This window comes from Acidovorax sp., assembly GCF_016783915.1.
Classification (GTDB): Bacteria; Pseudomonadota; Gammaproteobacteria; order Burkholderiales; family Burkholderiaceae_C; genus Acidovorax.
Genome location: NZ_JADHVT010000103.1, coordinates 1 through 17398, shown reverse-complemented (window position 1 = coordinate 17398; position 17398 = coordinate 1). Strand labels below are relative to the sequence as shown.

The 17398-nt window shown below is 65.8% G+C and carries 17 protein-coding genes and 2 pseudogenes; 6 read left to right on the top strand and 13 right to left on the bottom strand.

Going from position 1 to position 17398, the window contains the following annotated elements; translation table 11 throughout:
* From ISS20_RS17095 to ISS20_RS17070, 6 genes and pseudogenes are all read left to right on the top strand, one after another.
* Positions 1–463, top strand: a pseudogene (locus ISS20_RS17095) (hypothetical protein); the annotation flags it as partial.
* Positions 464–791: 328 nt separating this feature from the next.
* A complete protein-coding gene (locus ISS20_RS17090; RefSeq protein ID WP_108497932.1) occupies positions 792–2159 on the top strand; it encodes an MFS transporter in 1368 nt (455 codons plus the stop codon).
* A gap of 24 nt (positions 2160–2183) precedes the next feature.
* Positions 2184–3965 (top strand): acyl-CoA dehydrogenase, encoded by a 1782-nt coding sequence (locus ISS20_RS17085; RefSeq protein ID WP_108497933.1) that lies wholly within the window; start codon positions 2184–2186, stop codon positions 3963–3965.
* Positions 3966–4066: 101 nt separating this feature from the next.
* A complete protein-coding gene (locus ISS20_RS17080; RefSeq protein WP_108497934.1) occupies positions 4067–4816 on the top strand; it encodes an electron transfer flavoprotein subunit beta/FixA family protein in 750 nt (249 codons plus the stop codon).
* Positions 4817–5749: an electron transfer flavoprotein subunit alpha/FixB family protein gene (locus ISS20_RS17075; protein WP_108497935.1), complete on the top strand. Its 933-nt coding sequence runs from the start codon at positions 4817–4819 to the stop codon at positions 5747–5749. It begins immediately after the preceding gene.
* Between the two features lie 26 nt (positions 5750–5775).
* Positions 5776–7467, top strand: a complete 1692-nt coding sequence (locus tag ISS20_RS17070) for an electron transfer flavoprotein-ubiquinone oxidoreductase (protein WP_108497936.1) — start codon at positions 5776–5778, stop codon at positions 7465–7467.
* Positions 7468–7550: 83 nt separating this feature from the next.
* Here ISS20_RS17070 and ISS20_RS17065 read toward each other — a convergent pair whose 3' ends face one another.
* The 13 genes and pseudogenes from ISS20_RS17065 to ISS20_RS17005 all read right to left on the bottom strand — a co-directional run.
* Entirely contained in the window at positions 7551–7742 is a 192-nt protein-coding gene (locus ISS20_RS17065; protein WP_108497937.1) for a hypothetical protein, read from the bottom strand.
* Between the two features lie 164 nt (positions 7743–7906).
* Positions 7907–8218: pseudogene (locus tag ISS20_RS17060) on the bottom strand (AMP-binding protein); the annotation flags it as partial.
* A 29-nt stretch (positions 8219–8247) separates the two neighbouring features.
* Positions 8248–9036: an enoyl-CoA hydratase/isomerase family protein gene (locus tag ISS20_RS17055; RefSeq protein WP_108497939.1), complete on the bottom strand. Its 789-nt coding sequence runs from the start codon at positions 9034–9036 to the stop codon at positions 8248–8250.
* A gap of 105 nt (positions 9037–9141) precedes the next feature.
* Positions 9142–10143 (bottom strand): branched-chain amino acid ABC transporter permease, encoded by a 1002-nt coding sequence (locus tag ISS20_RS17050; RefSeq protein WP_197905016.1) that lies wholly within the window; start codon positions 10141–10143, stop codon positions 9142–9144.
* A 2-nt stretch (positions 10144–10145) separates the two neighbouring features.
* Entirely contained in the window at positions 10146–11018 is an 873-nt protein-coding gene (locus ISS20_RS17045) for a branched-chain amino acid ABC transporter permease (protein WP_108497940.1), read from the bottom strand.
* A gap of 17 nt (positions 11019–11035) precedes the next feature.
* A complete protein-coding gene (locus tag ISS20_RS17040; protein WP_233250342.1) occupies positions 11036–11752 on the bottom strand; it encodes an ABC transporter ATP-binding protein in 717 nt (238 codons plus the stop codon).
* Positions 11749–12516 carry an ABC transporter ATP-binding protein gene (locus ISS20_RS17035; protein WP_108497942.1) on the bottom strand — a complete coding sequence of 256 codons (768 nt, stop codon included), beginning with the start codon at positions 12514–12516 and terminating at the stop codon, positions 11749–11751. The genes ISS20_RS17040 and ISS20_RS17035 overlap by 4 nt, the downstream gene beginning before the upstream one ends.
* A 16-nt stretch (positions 12517–12532) precedes the next feature.
* Positions 12533–13723, bottom strand: a complete 1191-nt coding sequence (locus tag ISS20_RS17030) for an ABC transporter substrate-binding protein (protein ID WP_108497943.1) — start codon at positions 13721–13723, stop codon at positions 12533–12535.
* A gap of 56 nt (positions 13724–13779) precedes the next feature.
* A complete protein-coding gene (locus ISS20_RS17025; protein WP_108497944.1) occupies positions 13780–14388 on the bottom strand; it encodes a 2-hydroxychromene-2-carboxylate isomerase in 609 nt (202 codons plus the stop codon).
* Entirely contained in the window at positions 14385–15116 is a 732-nt protein-coding gene (locus ISS20_RS17020; RefSeq protein WP_162016931.1) for a glutathione binding-like protein, read from the bottom strand. Before ISS20_RS17020 ends, ISS20_RS17025 begins: the two co-directional genes overlap by 4 nt.
* Positions 15117–15174: 58 nt before the next feature.
* Positions 15175–15957, bottom strand: a complete 783-nt coding sequence (locus tag ISS20_RS17015) for an SDR family NAD(P)-dependent oxidoreductase (protein ID WP_108500010.1) — start codon at positions 15955–15957, stop codon at positions 15175–15177.
* 30 nt (positions 15958–15987) lie between these two features.
* Positions 15988–16788: an enoyl-CoA hydratase-related protein gene (locus ISS20_RS17010; protein ID WP_108500011.1), complete on the bottom strand. Its 801-nt coding sequence runs from the start codon at positions 16786–16788 to the stop codon at positions 15988–15990.
* On the bottom strand, positions 16785–17398 hold a 614-nt coding region (locus tag ISS20_RS17005), incomplete at its 5' end, for a thiolase family protein (RefSeq protein ID WP_291438150.1). The genes ISS20_RS17005 and ISS20_RS17010, both read right to left, overlap by 4 nt.

Here is a 17398-nt window from a genome sequence, read left to right as displayed (position 1 = left end):
CCCATTAGTGGGAGGCCACGATACCCGTTTGAGAAGTGAACAGGAAAGCCAACAGAATCAACGATCTACCAACACCACCCCCGCGCCAGTGCTGGGTTTGCGTACCGCCAGTTATTGCACTGAAAACGAGGGGACCCCGGCATCGGCTGCCGATGACATCAAGAGGTTGATCGATGCTTCCGTCAGCAGTGTGGCGTCTGGGGGGGCGCTGGCGCAGGATGCGGCGTCTCGCATGAACGGCATCGTCGCTTCGGTTCAGGATGTGACCGAGGCCATCCAGTCGATTTCCTGCGTCGCAGTTGCCCAAAAGGACACCGTGCAGGACATCGCGCGCTCGCTCAACGAAATAGAGCAGGCCACCCAGCAGAATGCTGCATTGGTGGAGGAGGAGGCTGCTGTTTCGCGGGCGCTCAATGACCAGTCGCGCCGTTTGGCGCAGTTGGTCGCTACTTTTGAGACATAGCATATCGTCGCCGTCGCGCGGGAAGACAACTGCGCTATTTCGCCAGACGAATTGCCTAGAGTCGTACGGATGAGCACGCACCGGATGCGCTGGGACTCATTACTCCACATTAGCCTGCAGTTCGACATCTCGCCTTCTAGGTTCTCCTGCTACGGAGGCCTTGAAAAGTTCTCAGAAAGGGGCCGTTGGTCATTTGATCGGGGTGTTTCGTCATCGCGGCTCGCAGCACCGGAACCTACGATTCCTTGCGTGCTCCGGACGATATGGAGCGGTGCGGCGACGACCGCTGCATCCACGATCCAGGGCCAGCCAAATAAAGGAGACAAACATGCACCAGATCGATATGCAGACGCTCGCCGACGAGGCCAAATTCAACGGCTTTCATGTCAAGGTACTTTTGTGGTGCCTGCTGATTCTCATCATCGACGGCTATGACATCGCCGTGGTCGGCATCGCCCTGCCGTCCATCATGCAGCAGATGGGCGTGAACGCATCAACCGCTGGCTTCATGGCCAGCTCGGCCTTGTTCGGCATGATGTTCGGCGCCATGCTTCTGGGCACGCTGTCGGACCGCATCGGCCGACGCTGGGCCCTCTCCATCGGCATCATGCTGTTCAGCGTATTCACTGCAGCCACTGGGTTCACCAAGGACCCCGTCAGTTTCAGCGTGGTGCGCTTCATCGCGGGCCTGGGGATTGGTGGCGTGCTGCCGGTCATCGTGGCGCAGATGGTCGAGTACTCGCCCAAGAAGATCCGCAGCCTGATGACGGCGCTGATGACCTCGGGCTATGCACTGGGCGGCATCCTGGCCGCAGTGTTGGGCAAGCAGTTGATCGGCGAGTACGGCTGGCAGGCCGTGTTCATCGCAGCGGGGGTGCCCGTGCTGCTGATTCCGTTCGTCCTCAAGTTCGTGCCGGAGTCCATGACCTACCTGATCTCGCGCCAACGCAACGACGAATTGGCCGAAGTGGCCCATAGTCTCCAGCCAGGGGTCAAGTACCCGGCGGGCACGCAGTTTGTCGTGCCCTCTGCCGACCGCGTGGCGGGTGCGCCTGTTGCTCGCCTGTTCCAGGACGGGCGGGGTCTGAGCACGGTGCTGTTCTGGGTCGCCTTCTTCTCGGGCCTGTTTATGGTCTATGCGCTCAGCAGTTGGCTGACCAAGCTGATGGCGATGGCTGGCTACAGCCTGGGGTCTGCCCTCAGCTTCGTCATCGCGCTGAACGTGGGTGCCATCGTCGGTGCCGTGGGCGGCGGGTGGCTCGCCGACAAGTTCAACATCAAGTGGGTGCTGGTGGCGATGTATGCGCTGGGCGGCGTGCTGCTGTACCTGATGACCTTCCAGACCTCGACCGAGGTGCGTTACCTGATCATCGGCGCGGTCGGCGCCTGCACCACCGGCGCGCAACTGGTGGCCTATGCCTTCTGCGGGCAGTTTTACCCGATGTCCATCCGCTCGACCGGTATCGGCATGGCCTCCGGCGTAGGGCGCCTGGGCGCGATCGCTGCGCCGCTGCTGATCGGCCAGATCGTCGCGCTGGAACTGCCGCTGGAGCAGAACTTCGTGGTGATTGGCGGTTTCGGAGTCCTCGGTGCCATCGCCCTGGCGTTCATCAAGCACGGCGGCCCTACGTTGGCGGCTCCGCAAGAGACTGCACGAGAACTGCGTCCGTCGCAGCTGACCCCGGAAAGCGCCTGATTGTCATCACTATGGGAATTCACTATGTCTGTCTACACCGCGCCCTTGCGCGAAATGCTGTTCACGATGAAGGAGGTCGGCGGCCTGGACGCGATCTGCGCCCAGCCCGGCTATGAAGAAACCACGCCCGATCTGGTCGAAGCCATCCTGCAGGAGGCAGCCAACTACGCCGCTGGCGTGCTGGACCCGCTGAACCGCCCCGGCGACGTGCAAGGAGCGCGCTGGCACGATGGTCAGGTCACGCCCGCCGACGGCTTTCGCGATGCCTGGGCCAGCTTCTGCGAGAACGGCTGGAACGGCATGCCCGCTGCCACCGAATGGGGCGGCCAGGGCCTGCCCACGCTGGTGTCCACCGCCGTGCTGGAGATGTGGAAGTCGTCCAACCTCGCGTTCAGCCTGTGCCAGATGCTCACGCTGGGCGCGGTGGAAGCCATTGCGCACCATGGCAGCGACGCACTCCAGCGCCGCTTCCTGGCGCCCATGGTCGAAGGCCGCTGGACGGGCACCATGAACCTCACAGAGCCCCAGGCAGGCTCCGACCTGGCCGCGCTGCGCAGCCGCGCCGTACCCGAGGGCGACCACTACCGCGTCAGCGGCAACAAGATCTTCATCACCTGGGGTGAGCACGACATGGCCGAGAACATCGTCCACCTCGTGCTGGCGCGCCTGCCCGATGCGCCGCCGGGCGTGAAGGGGATCTCGCTGTTCCTGTGCCCGAAGTTCCTGATCAACGACGACGGCACCCTGGGCGAACACAACGACCTGGCCTGCACTTCCATCGAGCACAAGATGGGCATCCACGGCAGCCCCACGGCGTCGATGAGCTTTGGCGACGGCGGCGGTGCCATCGGCTATCTGGTCGGCGAGCCGAACCAGGGGCTGGCCTGCATGTTCACCATGATGAACCACGCACGGCTGAACGTGGGCCTGGAAGGCGTGGGCATCTCCGAGCGCGCCTACCAGCGTGCGCGTGCCTACGCGCTGGAGCGGGTGCAGGGCAAGCCGCTGCTCAGTGGCAGCACCGCCATCGCAGGCCACCCGGACGTTCGGCGCATGCTGATGGACATGAAGGCCCGCACCGAGGCCATGCGCGCGCTGGCCTACTTCTGTGCGGGCCAGATGGACCGCGCCGCAGGCCACGCCGACGCGCAGGAGCGCGCGCAGGCGCAGGCTCTGGTCGGCCTGCTGATACCGGTGGTCAAGGGCTGGTGTACCGACAGCGCGCAGGGCATCACGTCCGATGGCGTACAGGTGCATGGCGGCATGGGCTACGTCGAGGAAACCGGCGCTTCGCAGCACATGCGCGACGCGCGCATCACGACCATCTACGAAGGCACCACGGGCATCCAGGCGAACGATCTGATCGGCCGCAAGCTGGCACGCGAGGGCGGGCGCACGCTGAAGGCGCTGCTGTTCCGCATCGACGGCGATGCGCGCCGACTGGCCGAGGCGCCCGATGCCGTGCTGGCGCAGATCGGCAGTGCCCTGGCGGCTTCGGCCCGTGCGCTGCAAGAGGCGACCGACTGGCTGCTGGCCCACGACGCTCAACCCGCGCAGTGCGCGGCGGGCGCCGTGCCCTTCCTGCGGCTGGCGGGCACCGTGATCGGCGGCTGGCTGTCGGCGCGCATGGCCGAGGCCGCCACGGCGCAGCTCACGGCGGGTGCGGGCGACGCGGGCTTTCTCGGTGCCAAGCGCGCCACGGCCAGCCATTACGCTGCGCACGTCCTGGTGCAGGCGCCGATGCTGCGCGACATCGTCATGCATGGCGCAGACAGCACGCTGGCCCTGGCGGACGATCAACTCTGAGCGTGAAAGAAAAGATGAACGACCAGGACGGCTACGACGTTGCCGCGCGCGAACAACAAACCGTGCCCCTGGTAGCTTGAATCCCGAAAGGAAACCCTCCCATGAAAATTCTCGTCCCAGTCAAGCGGGTAGTCGATAAGGACATCAAAGTGCGCGTCAAGAGCGACGGCACGGGCGTGGACATCGCCAACGTGAAGATGAGCATGAACCCCTTCGACGAAATCGCCGTCGAAGAAGCCGTGCGCCTGAAAGAAAAGGGCGCCGTCACCGAAGTCATCGCCGTCTCCTGCGGCGACGCCAAGTGCCAGGAAACCCTGCGCACCGCCATGGCCATCGGCGCCGACCGCGGCATCCTCGTCGAATCCGACGCCGAACTGCAGCCCCTGGCCATCGCCAAGCTGCTCAAGGCCCTGGTGGACAAGGAACAGCCCGGCCTCATCTTCCTGGGCAAACAGGCCATCGACAGCGACGACAACCAGGTCGGCCAGATGCTCGCCGCCCTCACCGACCTGCCCCAGGCCACCTTCGCCAGCAAGGTGGAAGTGGCCGACGGCAAGGCCACCGTCACCCGCGAAGTGGACAGCGGCCTCGAAACCCTCTCCATCACCCTGCCCGCCGTCGTTACCGCCGACCTGCGCCTGAACGAGCCGCGCTACGTCACCCTGCCCAACATCATGAAGGCCAAGAAGAAGCAGCTTGACACCTTCAAGCCCGAGGATCTGGGCGTGGACGTCGCCCCGCGCCTCAAGACCCTCAAGGTCAGCGAACCGCCCAAGCGCGGCGCAGGCGTGAAGGTGGCCGACGTGGCCGCCCTGTTCGAAAAACTCAAGAACGAAGCGAAGGTGATCTGAATGTCCGTACTCGTCATTGCTGAACACGACAACGCATCCATCAAGGGCGCAACCCTCAACACCGTCACCGCTGCAGCAGCCTGCGGCGGCGACGTGCATGTACTGGTAGCCGGTGAAGGCGCAGGCGCCGCAGCCGCTGCCGCCGCACAAATCGCAGGCGTCGCCAAGGTCATCCACGCCGACGGCGCCAGCCTCAAGGACGGCCTGGCAGAAAACCTCGCCGCGCAAGTCCTGGCCATCGCCAGCAACTACAGCCACCTGCTGTTCCCCGCCACCGCCAGCGGCAAGAACGTCGCCCCCCGCGTCGCCGCCAAGCTCGACGTGGCCCAGATCAGCGACATCACCAAGGTGGTCAGCGCCGACACCTTCGAGCGCCCCATCTACGCAGGCAACGCCATCGCCACCGTGCAAAGCGGTGATGCCACCAAGGTCATCACCGTGCGCACCACCGGCTTCGACCCGGCAGCCGCCACCGGCGGCAGCGCAGCCGTCGAAACCGCAGCCGCCGTCGCCGACGCAGGCAAGAGCAGCTTCGTGGGCCGCGAAGTCAGCAAGAGCGACCGCCCCGAACTCACCGCCGCCAAGATCATCGTCTCCGGCGGCCGGGCACTGGGCAGCAAGGAGAAGTTCGACGAAGTCATGACCCCCCTGGCCGACAAGCTGGGCGCGGCCATCGGCGCCAGCCGCGCAGCGGTGGACGCGGGCTATGCCCCCAACGACCTGCAAGTGGGCCAGACGGGCAAGATCGTCGCGCCGCAGCTGTACATCGCCGCAGGCATCTCGGGCGCCATCCAGCACTTGGCAGGCATGAAGGACTCCAAGGTGATCGTGGCGATCAACAAGGACCCCGAGGCGCCGATCTTCAGCGTGGCCGACTACGGGCTGGAGGCCGACCTGTTCGCGGCCGTGCCGGAACTGGTCAAGGCGCTGTAAGAGGCGCTTGTCACCGTGGACCCCCCATGACGAACGAAGAAATCCTCGCCCAGTACGGCCCGCGCGAATCCATGGAATACGACGTGGTCGTGGTCGGAGGCGGCCCGGCGGGCCTGTCCACCGCGATCCGCCTCAAGCAACTGGCAGCCGAGAAAGGCCAGGACGTATCGGTGGTGGTGCTGGAAAAAGGCTCCGAGCCCGGCGCGCACATCCTCTCGGGCGCCATCATGGACCCCAAGGCGCTGACCGAACTCATCCCCGACTGGAAGGCCAAGGGCGCCCCCTTGAACCAGCCCGTCACCGACGACGCCTACATCTTCCTGTCCGAGAAATCGGGCTTTCGCGTCCCCAACGTCTTCCTGCCCCCCTTCGCGCACAACCACGGCAACTACATCGTGCGCCTGGGCGACGTGACCAAGTGGCTGGGCGAGCAGGCCGAGGCGCTGGGCGTGGAGATCTTCCCCGGCTTCGCCGCCGCCGAGGTGCTGTACAACGATGACGGCTCGGTGAAGGGCGTGGCCACCGGCAACATGGGCATCGGCAAGAACGGCGAGCCGACCGAGAACTTCCAGCTGGGCATGGAACTGTTGGGCAAGTACACCGTGTTCGCCGAGGGCGCGCGCGGCCACCTGGGCCGCCAGTTGATCGCCAAATACCACCTGGACGAAGGGCGTGACCCGCAGAGCTTCGGCATCGGCGTCAAGGAGTTGTGGGAAATCGACCCCAAGAAGCACCAGCCCGGCTTCGTGATGCACACCGCGGGCTGGCCCATGGAGAACGACACCTACGGCGGCGCCTTCCTGTACCACCTGGACGACAACAAGGTGGCCCTGGGCTTCGTCACCGGCCTGGGGTACAAGAACCCGTACCTGAGCCCCTTCGAGGAGTTCCAGCGCTGGAAGACGCACCCGAACGTGCGCTACTACTTCGAGAACGACAAGGGCGAGATCACCGCCAAGCGCCTGTCCTACGGCGCACGCGCCATCAACGCCAGCGGCATCAATGCGCTGCCCAAGACCATCTTCCCGGGCGGCGCGCTCGTGGGCTGCGATGCGGGTTACCTGAACGTGGGCCGCATCAAGGGCAGCCATGCCGCCATCAAGACCGGCATGCTGGCGGCGGACGCCATCTACGACGCCGTCACCGCAGGCCGCCAGCACGACGAACTGAAAGCGTACCCCGAGGCTTTCGAGAAAAGCTGGCTCTACACCGAACTGAACAAGGACCGCAACTTCAAGAACTGGTTCAAGTACGGCCTGACCACGGCCACGCTGATGAACGGCTTCGAGCAGTTCGTGCTGCGCGGCCACATCCCCTGGACGCTGCACCGCGACAAGGCCGATCACCAGTACTTGAAGCCCGCGGCGGAGTGCAAGCCCATCGTGTACCCCAAGCCCGATGGCAAGCTGACCTTTGACCGCTTGAGCAGCGTGTTCATCAGCAACACCAACCATGAGGAGAACCAGCCCGCGCACCTGACGCTCAAGGATGCGAGCGTGCCGGTGAACATCAATCTGGCCAAGTACGCAGGTCCCGAAAGCCGCTACTGCCCGGCGGGTGTGTACGAGTTCGTGAAGAACGACGACAACACCGAGCGGCTGCAGATCAATGCGCAGAACTGCGTGCATTGCAAGACCTGCGACATCAAGGACCCGACGCAGAACATCGTGTGGGTGACGCCTGAGGGCGGGGGCGGGCCGAATTACGCGGGGATGTGAGCGGCTGCACTTCGCTACGGATTCAGTAGCTGCCAGCGCAGGACCCATAAGCGCGGGAAGGCAATTGAACCTAAAAACCGCAGTTACCCGTCCCCTGCGAGCGCCGTTGGAGGCGGCTGCGGGCCGCTGCCCGGTGCGATGCGCTCGCTGACGTAGCGCACCAATGCAGCCCAGGGGTCGCTGCCCCTGAACTGCTCCGCAATTGCCCGAACATGGCGTAAAGCCGCGCCCACATTGGCGATCAGCCGTTTGAGCAGCTTGCGCTGGGCATGCATGGGCGTCAGGTACAGGGTCGTCGCGCCTGCAAGCGTGCGGGCTGAACCTGGCGTGCGTCGGCCGTGCCGCGCGGTTGCTCGACCAGTTCGTTGCATTGCGCCAAGCCTGTGGCGCCCAGGGGGTGGGCCTTGGAGAGCAGGCCGCCGGAAGGGTTGGCGACGACCTTGCCGCCGTAGCGGTAGCCGTCAACGGCCAGCAAGACCTTGGGCGCTATCTGATGGACCCGATCCAGCGCGCTGTGCGTGCCCATGTCAGGGGAACACATCGACCAGATCGCGCCGATGCTGGCGCAAGCCAGGAAGGCCACGATGGTTTCGGGAATATTGGGCAGGTAGGCCACCACCCGATCACCTTCGACGACGCCCATCCGGCGCAGCCCCGCAGCCATGGCCGCGACCTGGCGGCGCAACTCGTCCCAGGACACTGCGTCCAGTCCGTCCCGTGCCTCAGAGCGCGCGAGGATGGCTGACTTACCAGGACGATGCTGCGTGTGATTCACACCGGTCAGCGCCCGATAAACTGCGGCGTCCGCTTTTCGACGAAGGCGCGAACTGCCTCCAGAGAATCCGCAGTTTTCGAGGCCCGGTGCATCTCGGCCGCCTCCAGCCTCAAGGAGGCCGCCAGATCACCCTGGAAGGCCGCGAGTTGCAGGCGCTTGGCGCCCGCATAACCTTGCGTCGGGCCGGCCGAGAATTGCACCGCCATGCGCCGCGCTTCCTCCAGCAGGCTCTCGCCGGGAACCACTTTCTCGACCAATCCCCAGGCCAGGGCTTCGTCCGAAGTCACTGCGCGATTGGTCAGGATCATGTCGCGTGCGCGCCGCCCGCCCACTGCGCGCGGCAGGAGCCAGCTGATGCCAAGATCCCCTGGGTATCCAAGGCCGGTATGGGCCGCCACAAACTTCGTTCCATGGGCGGCAATCAGGTAGTCAGACGCCAAGGCCAGCGCGAGACCGCCCCCGGCGACCGCGCCTTGTACGGCGCAGACCACCGGGAACGGCAGGCTGGCGAATTGGGGAATCATGCTTTCGGCCACACTCAACTCGTCATCGACCAGGGTGGACAACGCATCGCCTGCGGCCACCATTTCGTCGATGTCGCCGCCGCAACTGAACATCCGGCCCTCGCCGCGCAGCAGCAACGCCCGAATCGAGGCATCGCGTTCGACATCCGCAATGACGCCAGCGAGCAGGTTGATGACCGACCTGCTCAGCGCATTCTTTTTCTGGGGCGCATTGAGGGTGATGGTCGCAACAGCGCCATCCTTTTCGAGAAGGATCGGATTTCCAGACATGTTGACGTTCCTTGATGGGTCACGATTTCAGGCGCCAGCGCGGCGACCGAAGCGGTGCTGACAACGGCGCCGTGGTCGCCGCCAACACTGGGAAAGCGCTTACGGTCAGGCGGATGAAGAAGAACTTGCTCGGCTGCGCCAAAGGGCCGTAATCCAGCCGCTCACACCATTGGGTGCCAGGAATACCACCGCGAGCAGCGCGAAGCCAAAAATCATCCACGGGGCGGATTGCGACACGCTCTCGGCCAGGTTGGGCGTGAGCACGATGAAGGCAGCACCCAGGAAGGCGCCCCACAGGCTGCGCACCCCACCCACGAAGCTGCCCACCAGCAGGGACACCGACAGCAGGAAGGGGAAGTTCTCGGGCGCGACGAACTGGCCTGCCACCACGCTCAGGGCACCGGCCAGGCCGGTGAACGCCGCGCTGAGGCCGAACATTTGCGTGCGCAGGGCAGTGATGTTGAGCCCGCCCGCCGCCGCCGCGAGTGGCTGGTCGCGCGAGGCGTCCACCAGGCGGCCGAACTGTGCGCCGAGGATCCGCCGCGCCAGCAGGAAGGCGCACAGCGCGCAGGCCGCGGCGCAGGCCATGATGGCCCAGTCCGCCCGGTCGGCCAGCATGCCTGGGAACACGGGCTTTTCCAGCACGATGCCCGCCACGCCGCCGGTCAGCCACTCGATCTTCTTCCACTTGAGCGCCTGCGGCGTGACCACCGCCACCGCGAAGGTGGACAGCGCCAAATAGAGCATGGGCAGCCGCAGCGCAGGAAAGCCGAAGAGGAAGCCGGCCCCGAAGCACAGCAGCGCCGCCACCGGCACGCCCACGTAGAACGGCCAGCCCAACTGGTGCGAGAGCACCGCCGCCGCATAGGCGCCGATGGCGAAGAAGGCGCTGTGGCCGAGCGAGATCTGGCCCGTGTACCCGGTGAGCAGGTTCAGGCCCATGATGGCGATGCCGTAGATCAGTACCTGGGTCATCACGTACAGCGGGTAGCTTTGCCAGCCGAAGGACCAGGCCAGCAGCGCGAGTCCGGCCACCGGGGCCGCCCAGCGCAGCCAGGCGGGCGTTGGCGCCGAGCGGGGGGTGAGGGGGGTGTTCACGGTGCTCATGCTCACACCCTCACCTGGGCCGTCTTGCCGAAGATGCCCGCAGGCCGCAAGACCAGCATCGCGATGATCAGCAGCATGATGCAGGTCAGCTTGAGGTCGTTGCCGACCACGTAGGCACCCAGCAGGTTCTCCAGCACCCCGATGGCAAAGCCCCCGGCCACGGCGCCCACGGGGCTGGCGATGCCGCCCAGCAGCGCGCCCGCCAATGCGTAGATCAGCGGCCCCATCATCATCGACGGCTCCAGGAACACGATGGGCGCGGCCATCAGCCCCGCCACGGCACCAGCCACCGCAGCCAGGCCCCAGCCCACGGCCAGCACTTTGTTGGTGCTGATGCCCGACAGTTCCGCCGACGGCGCATTCACCGCCACCGCGCGCATCGCCAGGCCGAAGCGCGTGAAGCGGAAGAACACGAACACCGCCGCCAGTTCGGCCAGGGTGACGAGCAGAACGCCGACCTCATGGGCCGAGAGATAGGGCTCGGCACGGCCAAGGACACCGCCGAAAGGCGTGGCGAACTCCAGCATTTCATGCCCGAACAGCCAGCCGACCAGGCTGTTCAAGATGATGAGCAGCGCGATGCTGGCCGCCACGACCGAGAGCACCGGCTTGTGCCGCAGGGGCTGGAAGATGACCCGCTCCAGCGCCAGCCCGAGCAGGAAGGCACCCACGACCACGACGGCGAAGGCTACCCACCACGACGCGCCAGCCTGAACCAGCGCCCAGCTCATGTAGGTGGAAAACATCGCCAGTTCGCCCTGCGCGAAATTGACGGACGAAGTGCAGCGGTAGATGAGCACGAGCGCGATGGCCAAGCTGGCATAGATGCCGCCCGCCGCCAGGCCCGAAGCTATCTGGTGAAGAAATGCTTGCATGGTGAACCTTTGTTTGTTCAGTGGCCGAGGTAGCTGCGGCGCACGGCGTCGTCTTCGCGCAGCTCGGCAGCGGTGCCCTGGGCGGTGATGCGTCCGCTTTCGAGCACATAGGCCCGGTTGACCAGGTTCAGCGCAACCTGGGCGTTCTGCTCCACGATGAGGGCCGTGAGGTGCTCGGTTTCGCGCAACTGGTGCAGGAGTTCGTAGATCTCCTGCGTCACGCGCGGCGCGATGCCGAACGAGGGCTCGTCCAGCAGCAGCATCTTGGGGCGCATCATCAGCGCGCGGGCGATGGCCAGCATCTGCTGCTCGCCGCCGCTGAGCGTGCCCGCCGCCTGCTTCGCGCGGCTGGACAGCTTGGGGAACAGCGTCTGCATGCGGGCGATGTCCTGCTCGATGCCGTCCTTGTCGCGGCGGTGGATGGCGCCCACGCGCAGGTTCTCCAGCACCGTCAGGTCGCCAAAGGTGCCGCGCCCTTCCGGTACGTGGGCAATGCCCAGCGAGGCGATGGCGGGCGCGGCCATGCCGATGATGTCCTGGCCCTCGAAGCGCAGCGTGCCCGTGGCCGTCACCTGCTGGTGGCTGATGGCGCGCAGGATGGAGGTCTTGCCCGCGCCGTTGGCGCCGAGCAGCGCCACCATCTCGCCTGCCTGCACGTGCAGGTCGATGCCATGTACCACCGCCGTGCGGCCATAGGCCACCGCGAGGTTGCGGATTTCAAGCCGTTGGGTCACAGCACACCTCCCAGATAGGCATCGAGCACGGCGTCGTTGTTGGCCACCTCCTCGGGCGAGCCCTGGGCGAGCTTGCGGCCAAAGCTCAGCACCGCGAGGTCGGAGCAGGTTTTCATCACGAAGCGCATGTTGTGCTCCACGACCACCATGCTCAACTTCAACTCTTCATGCAGGCGCAGCAGCACCTCGCGCAGTTCATCGACCTCGCCAGCGGTGAGGCCAGCGGCAGGTTCGTCGAGCAGCAGCAGCTTGGGTCGCGTCACCAACGCCCGCGCGATTTCCACGCGGTGCTGGATGCCCACAGGCAGCTCCGCCACGCCCCGGTCGGCATACGCGGACAGCCGCAGCGTGGCCAGCGCCGCGTCAGCCGAGTGCGCGATTTCTTCCTCGGCGGCGCGGACGGCGGGCGTGCGCAGCGCGGCGCCCAGCATCGACACCGGCAGCCGCGCATGCGCGCCCACCATCACGTTCTCGCGCACCGTGAGCGAGGGGTAGAGCGCCACGTTCTGGAACGTGCGGCTCAGGCCCAGCCGGGCGACACCGTGGCGCGGCAGGCGCGTCAGTTCGGTGCCTGCGAAGCGCACGCTGCCGTGTGTGGGCCGGTACAAGCCGCTGATGCAGTTGAAGCAGGTCGTCTTGCCAGCACCGTTCGGCCCGATCAGGCCGAAGATGCTGCCCTCGGGCACGTCCATCGAGAAGGCGTCCAGCGCGACGACACCGCCGAAGCGGATCGTCAGGTCGCGTACGGAAAGAATGGGTTCCATCGCTGCGCTCGCCCCGTCAGGACGGCATCACCTTCCAGCTCGTGCCGTCGAACTGCTGGATGCGCATGTCCGGTATCGGGTGAGGGCGAGCATCGCTGGTCTTGATGCGCAGGCCCGGCAACATCATGGGCAGCTCCATGTCCAGGCGGCGCGTCTGGCGCATGATGTTCTCGCGCGAGAGGTCGTTGCCGCACTGCTTGAGCAACTGAACCACCGTTTGTCCAACGCTGGCACCGAGCACGGCGAGGTACTCCTTGGCCGCGCCCTTGTTGTACTTGTCCATGAAGGCATTCCAGGCCAAGGTACCAGGGTCGTCCTTCCAGGTCGGATCGCTCGGATCCTTGAGGAAGGCGGCGCTCATGACGCCCTTGACCTTGTCCAGCCCCACCGGGGTCAGCACCGCAGGCACCGAAGATGCGCTCGGGTTGATGTAGATGGCTGGCTTCCAGCCGATGTCATGGGCCTTGCGCAGCGACTGGAGGGTGGCTTTGGGCGAACCCCACGCCACCAGCACGTCCGCGCCCGAGGCCTGCATGGAGACGATCTGCGAGTCCACCGTCGGATCCGACACCTCGTGCGAATCTTCGCGCACGAGCTGCTTCCCGGCAGCGGCCAGGCCCTCCTTCACGCCACGCAGCACATCCTTACCGGCGTCGTCGTTCTGGTAGAACATGGCGACCTTTGCGTTCGGTCGCGTCTGCAGGATGTGCTTGGCCAAGGCGCGTCCCTCATCGGTGTACAGGGGCAGCCAGCCCATGCTCCAGGGGAACTTGGCCGCGTCGTCCAGCCACGTGGTGGCACCAGACACAACGAAGAGCTGCGGCACTTTGGCGTTGTTGAGATAGCTGCGCGTCGCCAGCGGAGGGGACGAGCCGATCTGAGCCGCGAGGAAAGCCACCTGCTCGCGCTCCACCAGGCGGCGCACTTGCTCCAGGGTCTTCGGCGGGCTGAAGCCGTCGTCGCCGAACACCAGTTTGAGCTGGCGTCCGTTCACGCCGCCCTCGGCGTTGACCAGATCAAACCATGCGGACATGGCCTTGCCGACGGCACCATAGCCTGCGGCCGGGCCGCTTAGTGGCAGAGTCTGGCCGATCTTGATCTCGCGATCGGTCACGCCGGGGGTGGCCGCGCCCTGCGCACGGGCCAGGCCGGAAACGCCCGTCAGCATGGCGCCGGAAAGCATGGTGATGAACTGTCTTTTTTGCATGATGTCTCCTGTGGTGGTGGTGAGATGAATGGATGGGTGAACCCTGGCCTGCGGCATCAGGCCGTCTTCCCTTGCAGCCGCAGCACGGCTTCGCGGATCAGCGGCATGCGGTCATTGCCGAAATACATGTCGGTCTTGTCCACAAAGATGGTCGGCGAGCCAAAGCCGCCGCGCGCGACCACCTCATCGGTGTTGGCCCTGAGCTGATCCTTGATCGCTGGCTCGCCGATGCCTGCAAAGAATGGGGCGGGGTCGATGCCGACGCGCTGGCACACGTCCGCCAGCACCGAATCCTGCGAGATGTCCTGGTCGTCGCCCCAATAGGCTTCAAATATGGCGCGAGCAAACGGCACCATGTCGTTGCCGAGCCAGACGCAGCCGCGCATCGCCTTCACGCTGTTGACGGGAAACACCGCCGGCGGCATCTTGATCGCAAGCCCCGTCGAGCGGGCCCAATCCGCCAGGTCTTTTTTCAGGTAGCGGGCCTTCTGCGGCACCGGCGTCTCGCGCGAGGCGTAGACGGTCGGATTGATTGTGTTGAAGATGCCGCCGACCAGGATGGGCCGCCATGTGACCTCGACGCCCAGTTCGTCGGCGAGCGGCTGGATGTTGTGGAAGGCGAGATAGGTCCAGGGGCTGGAGCAGTCGAAGAAGAATTCGATCATGGTGTTTCTCGCTGGTTGTTGGGCGACATGCGGTGTGCCATCTCCTTGGCCTTCTGGCCGAACATGTTCTTTCTTGCTTCGTCGTCCAGAGGCTCCTTCTCGAATTTGCCGACCGCCAGCCCCGCCTGCACCTGCGGCCGGGCGCGCACGCTGGCGTACCAGCGCTTGACGTGGGGAAAATCGTCGAGCGTGAAGCCTTGCGCCTTGTGGGTCATGGCCCAGGGAAAGCAGGCGATGTCGGCGATGCCGTACTCGGTGCCAGCGACATAGGCGCCGGTCTTGCCGAGCTGGGTATCGAGCACGCGGTACAGCCGCGCCGCTTCGTCGCGGTAGCGCTCGATGGCGTAGGCGATCTTTTCTTGTGCATACAGCGCAAAGTGGCCATGCTGGCCGAGCATGGGTCCCAGCCCGCTCACCTGCCACATCACCCATTGCATGGTCTGGGTGAAGCCGCGCAGATCCGTGGGTAGGAACCGGTTGGCTTTACGGGCCAGATAGACCAGGATGGCGCCGGTCTCGAACACCGACAGCGGGCCGCCGCCGTCGAGCGGCGCATGGTCCACGATGGCCGGAATGCGGTTGTTCGGGCTGATCGCCAGGAATTCCGGCCTGAATTGCTCCCCAGCGCGGATGTTGACCGGAATCACCGTATAGGGAAGCTCCAGTTCCTCCAGCAGGATGGAGATCTTCCAGCCATTGGGTGTGGGCGCGTAATGCAGGTCAATCATGGCGAGTGCTCACGACGGCGTGCGACGGCTATCCGCAGCTCTTCAACGGCTCAAGGCGTCAGCGCGGCGCCATGCGGAGGGCGCCATCCACGCGGATGGACTCAGCGTTCATGTAGCCGCAAGTGACCAGGAACTCGACCGCCTGCGCGTACTCGTCGGGCTCGCCCAGCCGCTTGGGGCAGGGCACGGAAGCGGCCAGGGCCTGTTGGACGGGGTCGGGCAGGCTTTTCAGCAGGGGCGTGCCGAACAGCCCCGGCAGGATGGTGTTGACGCGAATGCCTTCGTCCATCAGGTCGCGCGCGATGGGCAGGGTCATGCCCATGACGGCGGCCTTGCTGGCGGCGTAGCTGGCCTGGCCGACCTGGCCATCCACGGCGGCCGCCGAAGCGGTGTTGACCACGACGCCGCGATCACCGTCGGCCAGCGGCGCGAGCGTCAACATGCCCGCGGCTGATTTGGCGATGCAACGGAAGGTGCCCACCAGGTTGATCTGCACGATGCGGTTGAAGCGATCCGTGGGGCTCGGGCGGATTTCGCCGGTCTTCTTGTCGCGGCTGACGGTCTTGGCGGCGTCGGCCGTGCCGGCGCAATTGACCAGGATGCGCTCCTGCCCGATGGCGGCGCGGGCCTTGGCGAAGGCGGCGTCCACCTGCTCCTCGGACGTCACGTCCACGTTGCAGTAAACGCCGCCAAGCTCGTTGGCCAGCGCCTGGCCGACGGCTTCGTTCATGTCGAAGATGGCGACCTTGACGCCATGGCTGGCCAGGCGCCGGGCCGTGGCAGACCCCAGGCCGGAAGCCCCGCCGGTGATGACGGCGGAAATGTCGGAATTGAGTTGCATGGTTTTTCCTTGTGAGGTGACGGACGGGCGCTATTGGCCGGTGAATTGGGGGGTGCGCTTGGCCAGGAATGCGGCTTGCCCTTCCAGGTTGTCGGCGGAACGCAAGGCGACGACGAAATTGCGCTTCTCATGCTCCAGGCCCTGGGCGAGCGGGGTTTCAAAGCTGGCCAGGGCCGCATCCTTGGCCAGCGCCACGGCCAGCGGCGAATTGGCCGCAATCCGGCGGGCCATCGCCAGCGCCGTCGGCAGGGCCTGGCCGTCCGCCGTCACTTCGGCCACGATGCCGACGTCGCAAGCCTTGCGGGCGTCCATGAAATCGCCAGTCAGCAGCAGGGCCATGGCCTTGGACTTGCCGATGGCATGAACCAGGCGCTGGGTGCCGCCCGCACCGGGGATGGCGCCCAGCTTGACTTCCGGCACGCCGAACTTGGCGGACTCGCCGGCGATGGCGATGTCGCAGGCCAGCGCCAGTTCGGTGCCGCCGCCCAGCGCGAGCTTTTCCACCGCCGCGATGACGGGCTTGGGAAAACGCCCCAGCGCCGCAAAGAAGTCCCAGCCCGTCGCCGAGCGGTCGCCCAGCAGCGGCGTGGCGCGCAGCACGTCAAACGCCGTGATGTCGGCACCGGCGCAAAACACGCCCTCGGCGCCGGTGATGACGACGGCCCGCACGGCATCGTCGTCGCGCAGTTGCGCCAACTGTGCGGACAGGCCCGCAAACACCGCGCCGTTCAGGCTGTTCTTCGCGCGCGGGCGGTTGATGGTCAGGGTGACGACGGCGCCTTCGCGGCTGACGAGCACTTCGCTGGTTTCGCTCATGGTGGCCCCGCTCATGCCAGCCGCTCGATGATGGTGGTGTTGGCCGTGCCCGACGCCTCGCAGATGGTCTGCAGGCCATAGCGGGCGCCCCGGCGCTCCAGTTCGTACAACAGGTCGGTGAGCATGCGCGCGCCGGTGGAGCCCAGCGGATGGCCGATGGCCATCGAGCCGCCGTTGACGTTCAGGCGGTCGTCGGGGATGCCGAATTCCTTCTGGAACATCAACGGCACGCCGCCAAAGGCTTCGTTGACCTCGAACAGGTCGATGTCGTTGATGGTGAGGCCCGACTCCTTCAGCGCCTTGCGGGTGGAGTCGAGCACGGCGGTGAATTGGATCACCGGGTCGGCGGCGGCCACTGCCGTGCTGACGAAGCGCGCGCGCGGCTTCAGGCCGTGCTTCTTGGCATAGGCGCGGCTGGCCATCAGCAGCGCGGCGGCACCATCGCTGATCTGCGACGAATTACCGGCAGTGGTGGCGCCGTCGGCGGCAAACACGGCTTTCAGCGTGGCCAGCTTCTCGGGGTCGGAGTTGGGGCGCACGCCCTCGTCGGCGGCGACGACGGGGCTGTTCGGGTCGGCCGGATCCTCAGTCAGATGCACCAGTTGATCCTTGATGCGACCGGCCT

Bases quoted from the DNA above. Each gene is read 5' to 3' on its own strand.
- ISS20_RS17070 (WP_108497936.1), top strand. From the start codon at position 5,776: ATGACGAACGAAGAAATCCTCGCCCAGTACGGCCCGCGCGAATCCATG.
- ISS20_RS17015 (WP_108500010.1), bottom strand. From the start codon at position 15,957: ATGCAACTCAATTCCGACATTTCCGCCGTCATCACCGGCGGGGCTTCC.
- ISS20_RS17055 (WP_108497939.1), bottom strand. From the start codon at position 9,036: ATGTCTGGAAATCCGATCCTTCTCGAAAAGGATGGCGCTGTTGCGACC.
- ISS20_RS17020 (WP_162016931.1), bottom strand. From the start codon at position 15,116: ATGATTGACCTGCATTACGCGCCCACACCCAATGGCTGGAAGATCTCC.
- ISS20_RS17090 (WP_108497932.1), top strand. From the start codon at position 792: ATGCACCAGATCGATATGCAGACGCTCGCCGACGAGGCCAAATTCAAC.
- ISS20_RS17010 (WP_108500011.1), bottom strand. From the start codon at position 16,788: ATGAGCGGGGCCACCATGAGCGAAACCAGCGAAGTGCTCGTCAGCCGC.
- ISS20_RS17050 (WP_197905016.1), bottom strand. From the start codon at position 10,143: ATGAGCACCGTGAACACCCCCCTCACCCCCCGCTCGGCGCCAACGCCC.
- ISS20_RS17035 (WP_108497942.1), bottom strand. From the start codon at position 12,516: ATGGAACCCATTCTTTCCGTACGCGACCTGACGATCCGCTTCGGCGGT.
- ISS20_RS17085 (WP_108497933.1), top strand. From the start codon at position 2,184: ATGTCTGTCTACACCGCGCCCTTGCGCGAAATGCTGTTCACGATGAAG.
- ISS20_RS17075 (WP_108497935.1), top strand. From the start codon at position 4,817: ATGTCCGTACTCGTCATTGCTGAACACGACAACGCATCCATCAAGGGC.
- ISS20_RS17045 (WP_108497940.1), bottom strand. From the start codon at position 11,018: ATGCAAGCATTTCTTCACCAGATAGCTTCGGGCCTGGCGGCGGGCGGC.
- ISS20_RS17030 (WP_108497943.1), bottom strand. From the start codon at position 13,723: ATGCAAAAAAGACAGTTCATCACCATGCTTTCCGGCGCCATGCTGACG.
- ISS20_RS17080 (WP_108497934.1), top strand. From the start codon at position 4,067: ATGAAAATTCTCGTCCCAGTCAAGCGGGTAGTCGATAAGGACATCAAA.
- ISS20_RS17025 (WP_108497944.1), bottom strand. From the start codon at position 14,388: ATGATCGAATTCTTCTTCGACTGCTCCAGCCCCTGGACCTATCTCGCC.
- ISS20_RS17065 (WP_108497937.1), bottom strand. From the start codon at position 7,742: ATGCATGCCCAGCGCAAGCTGCTCAAACGGCTGATCGCCAATGTGGGC.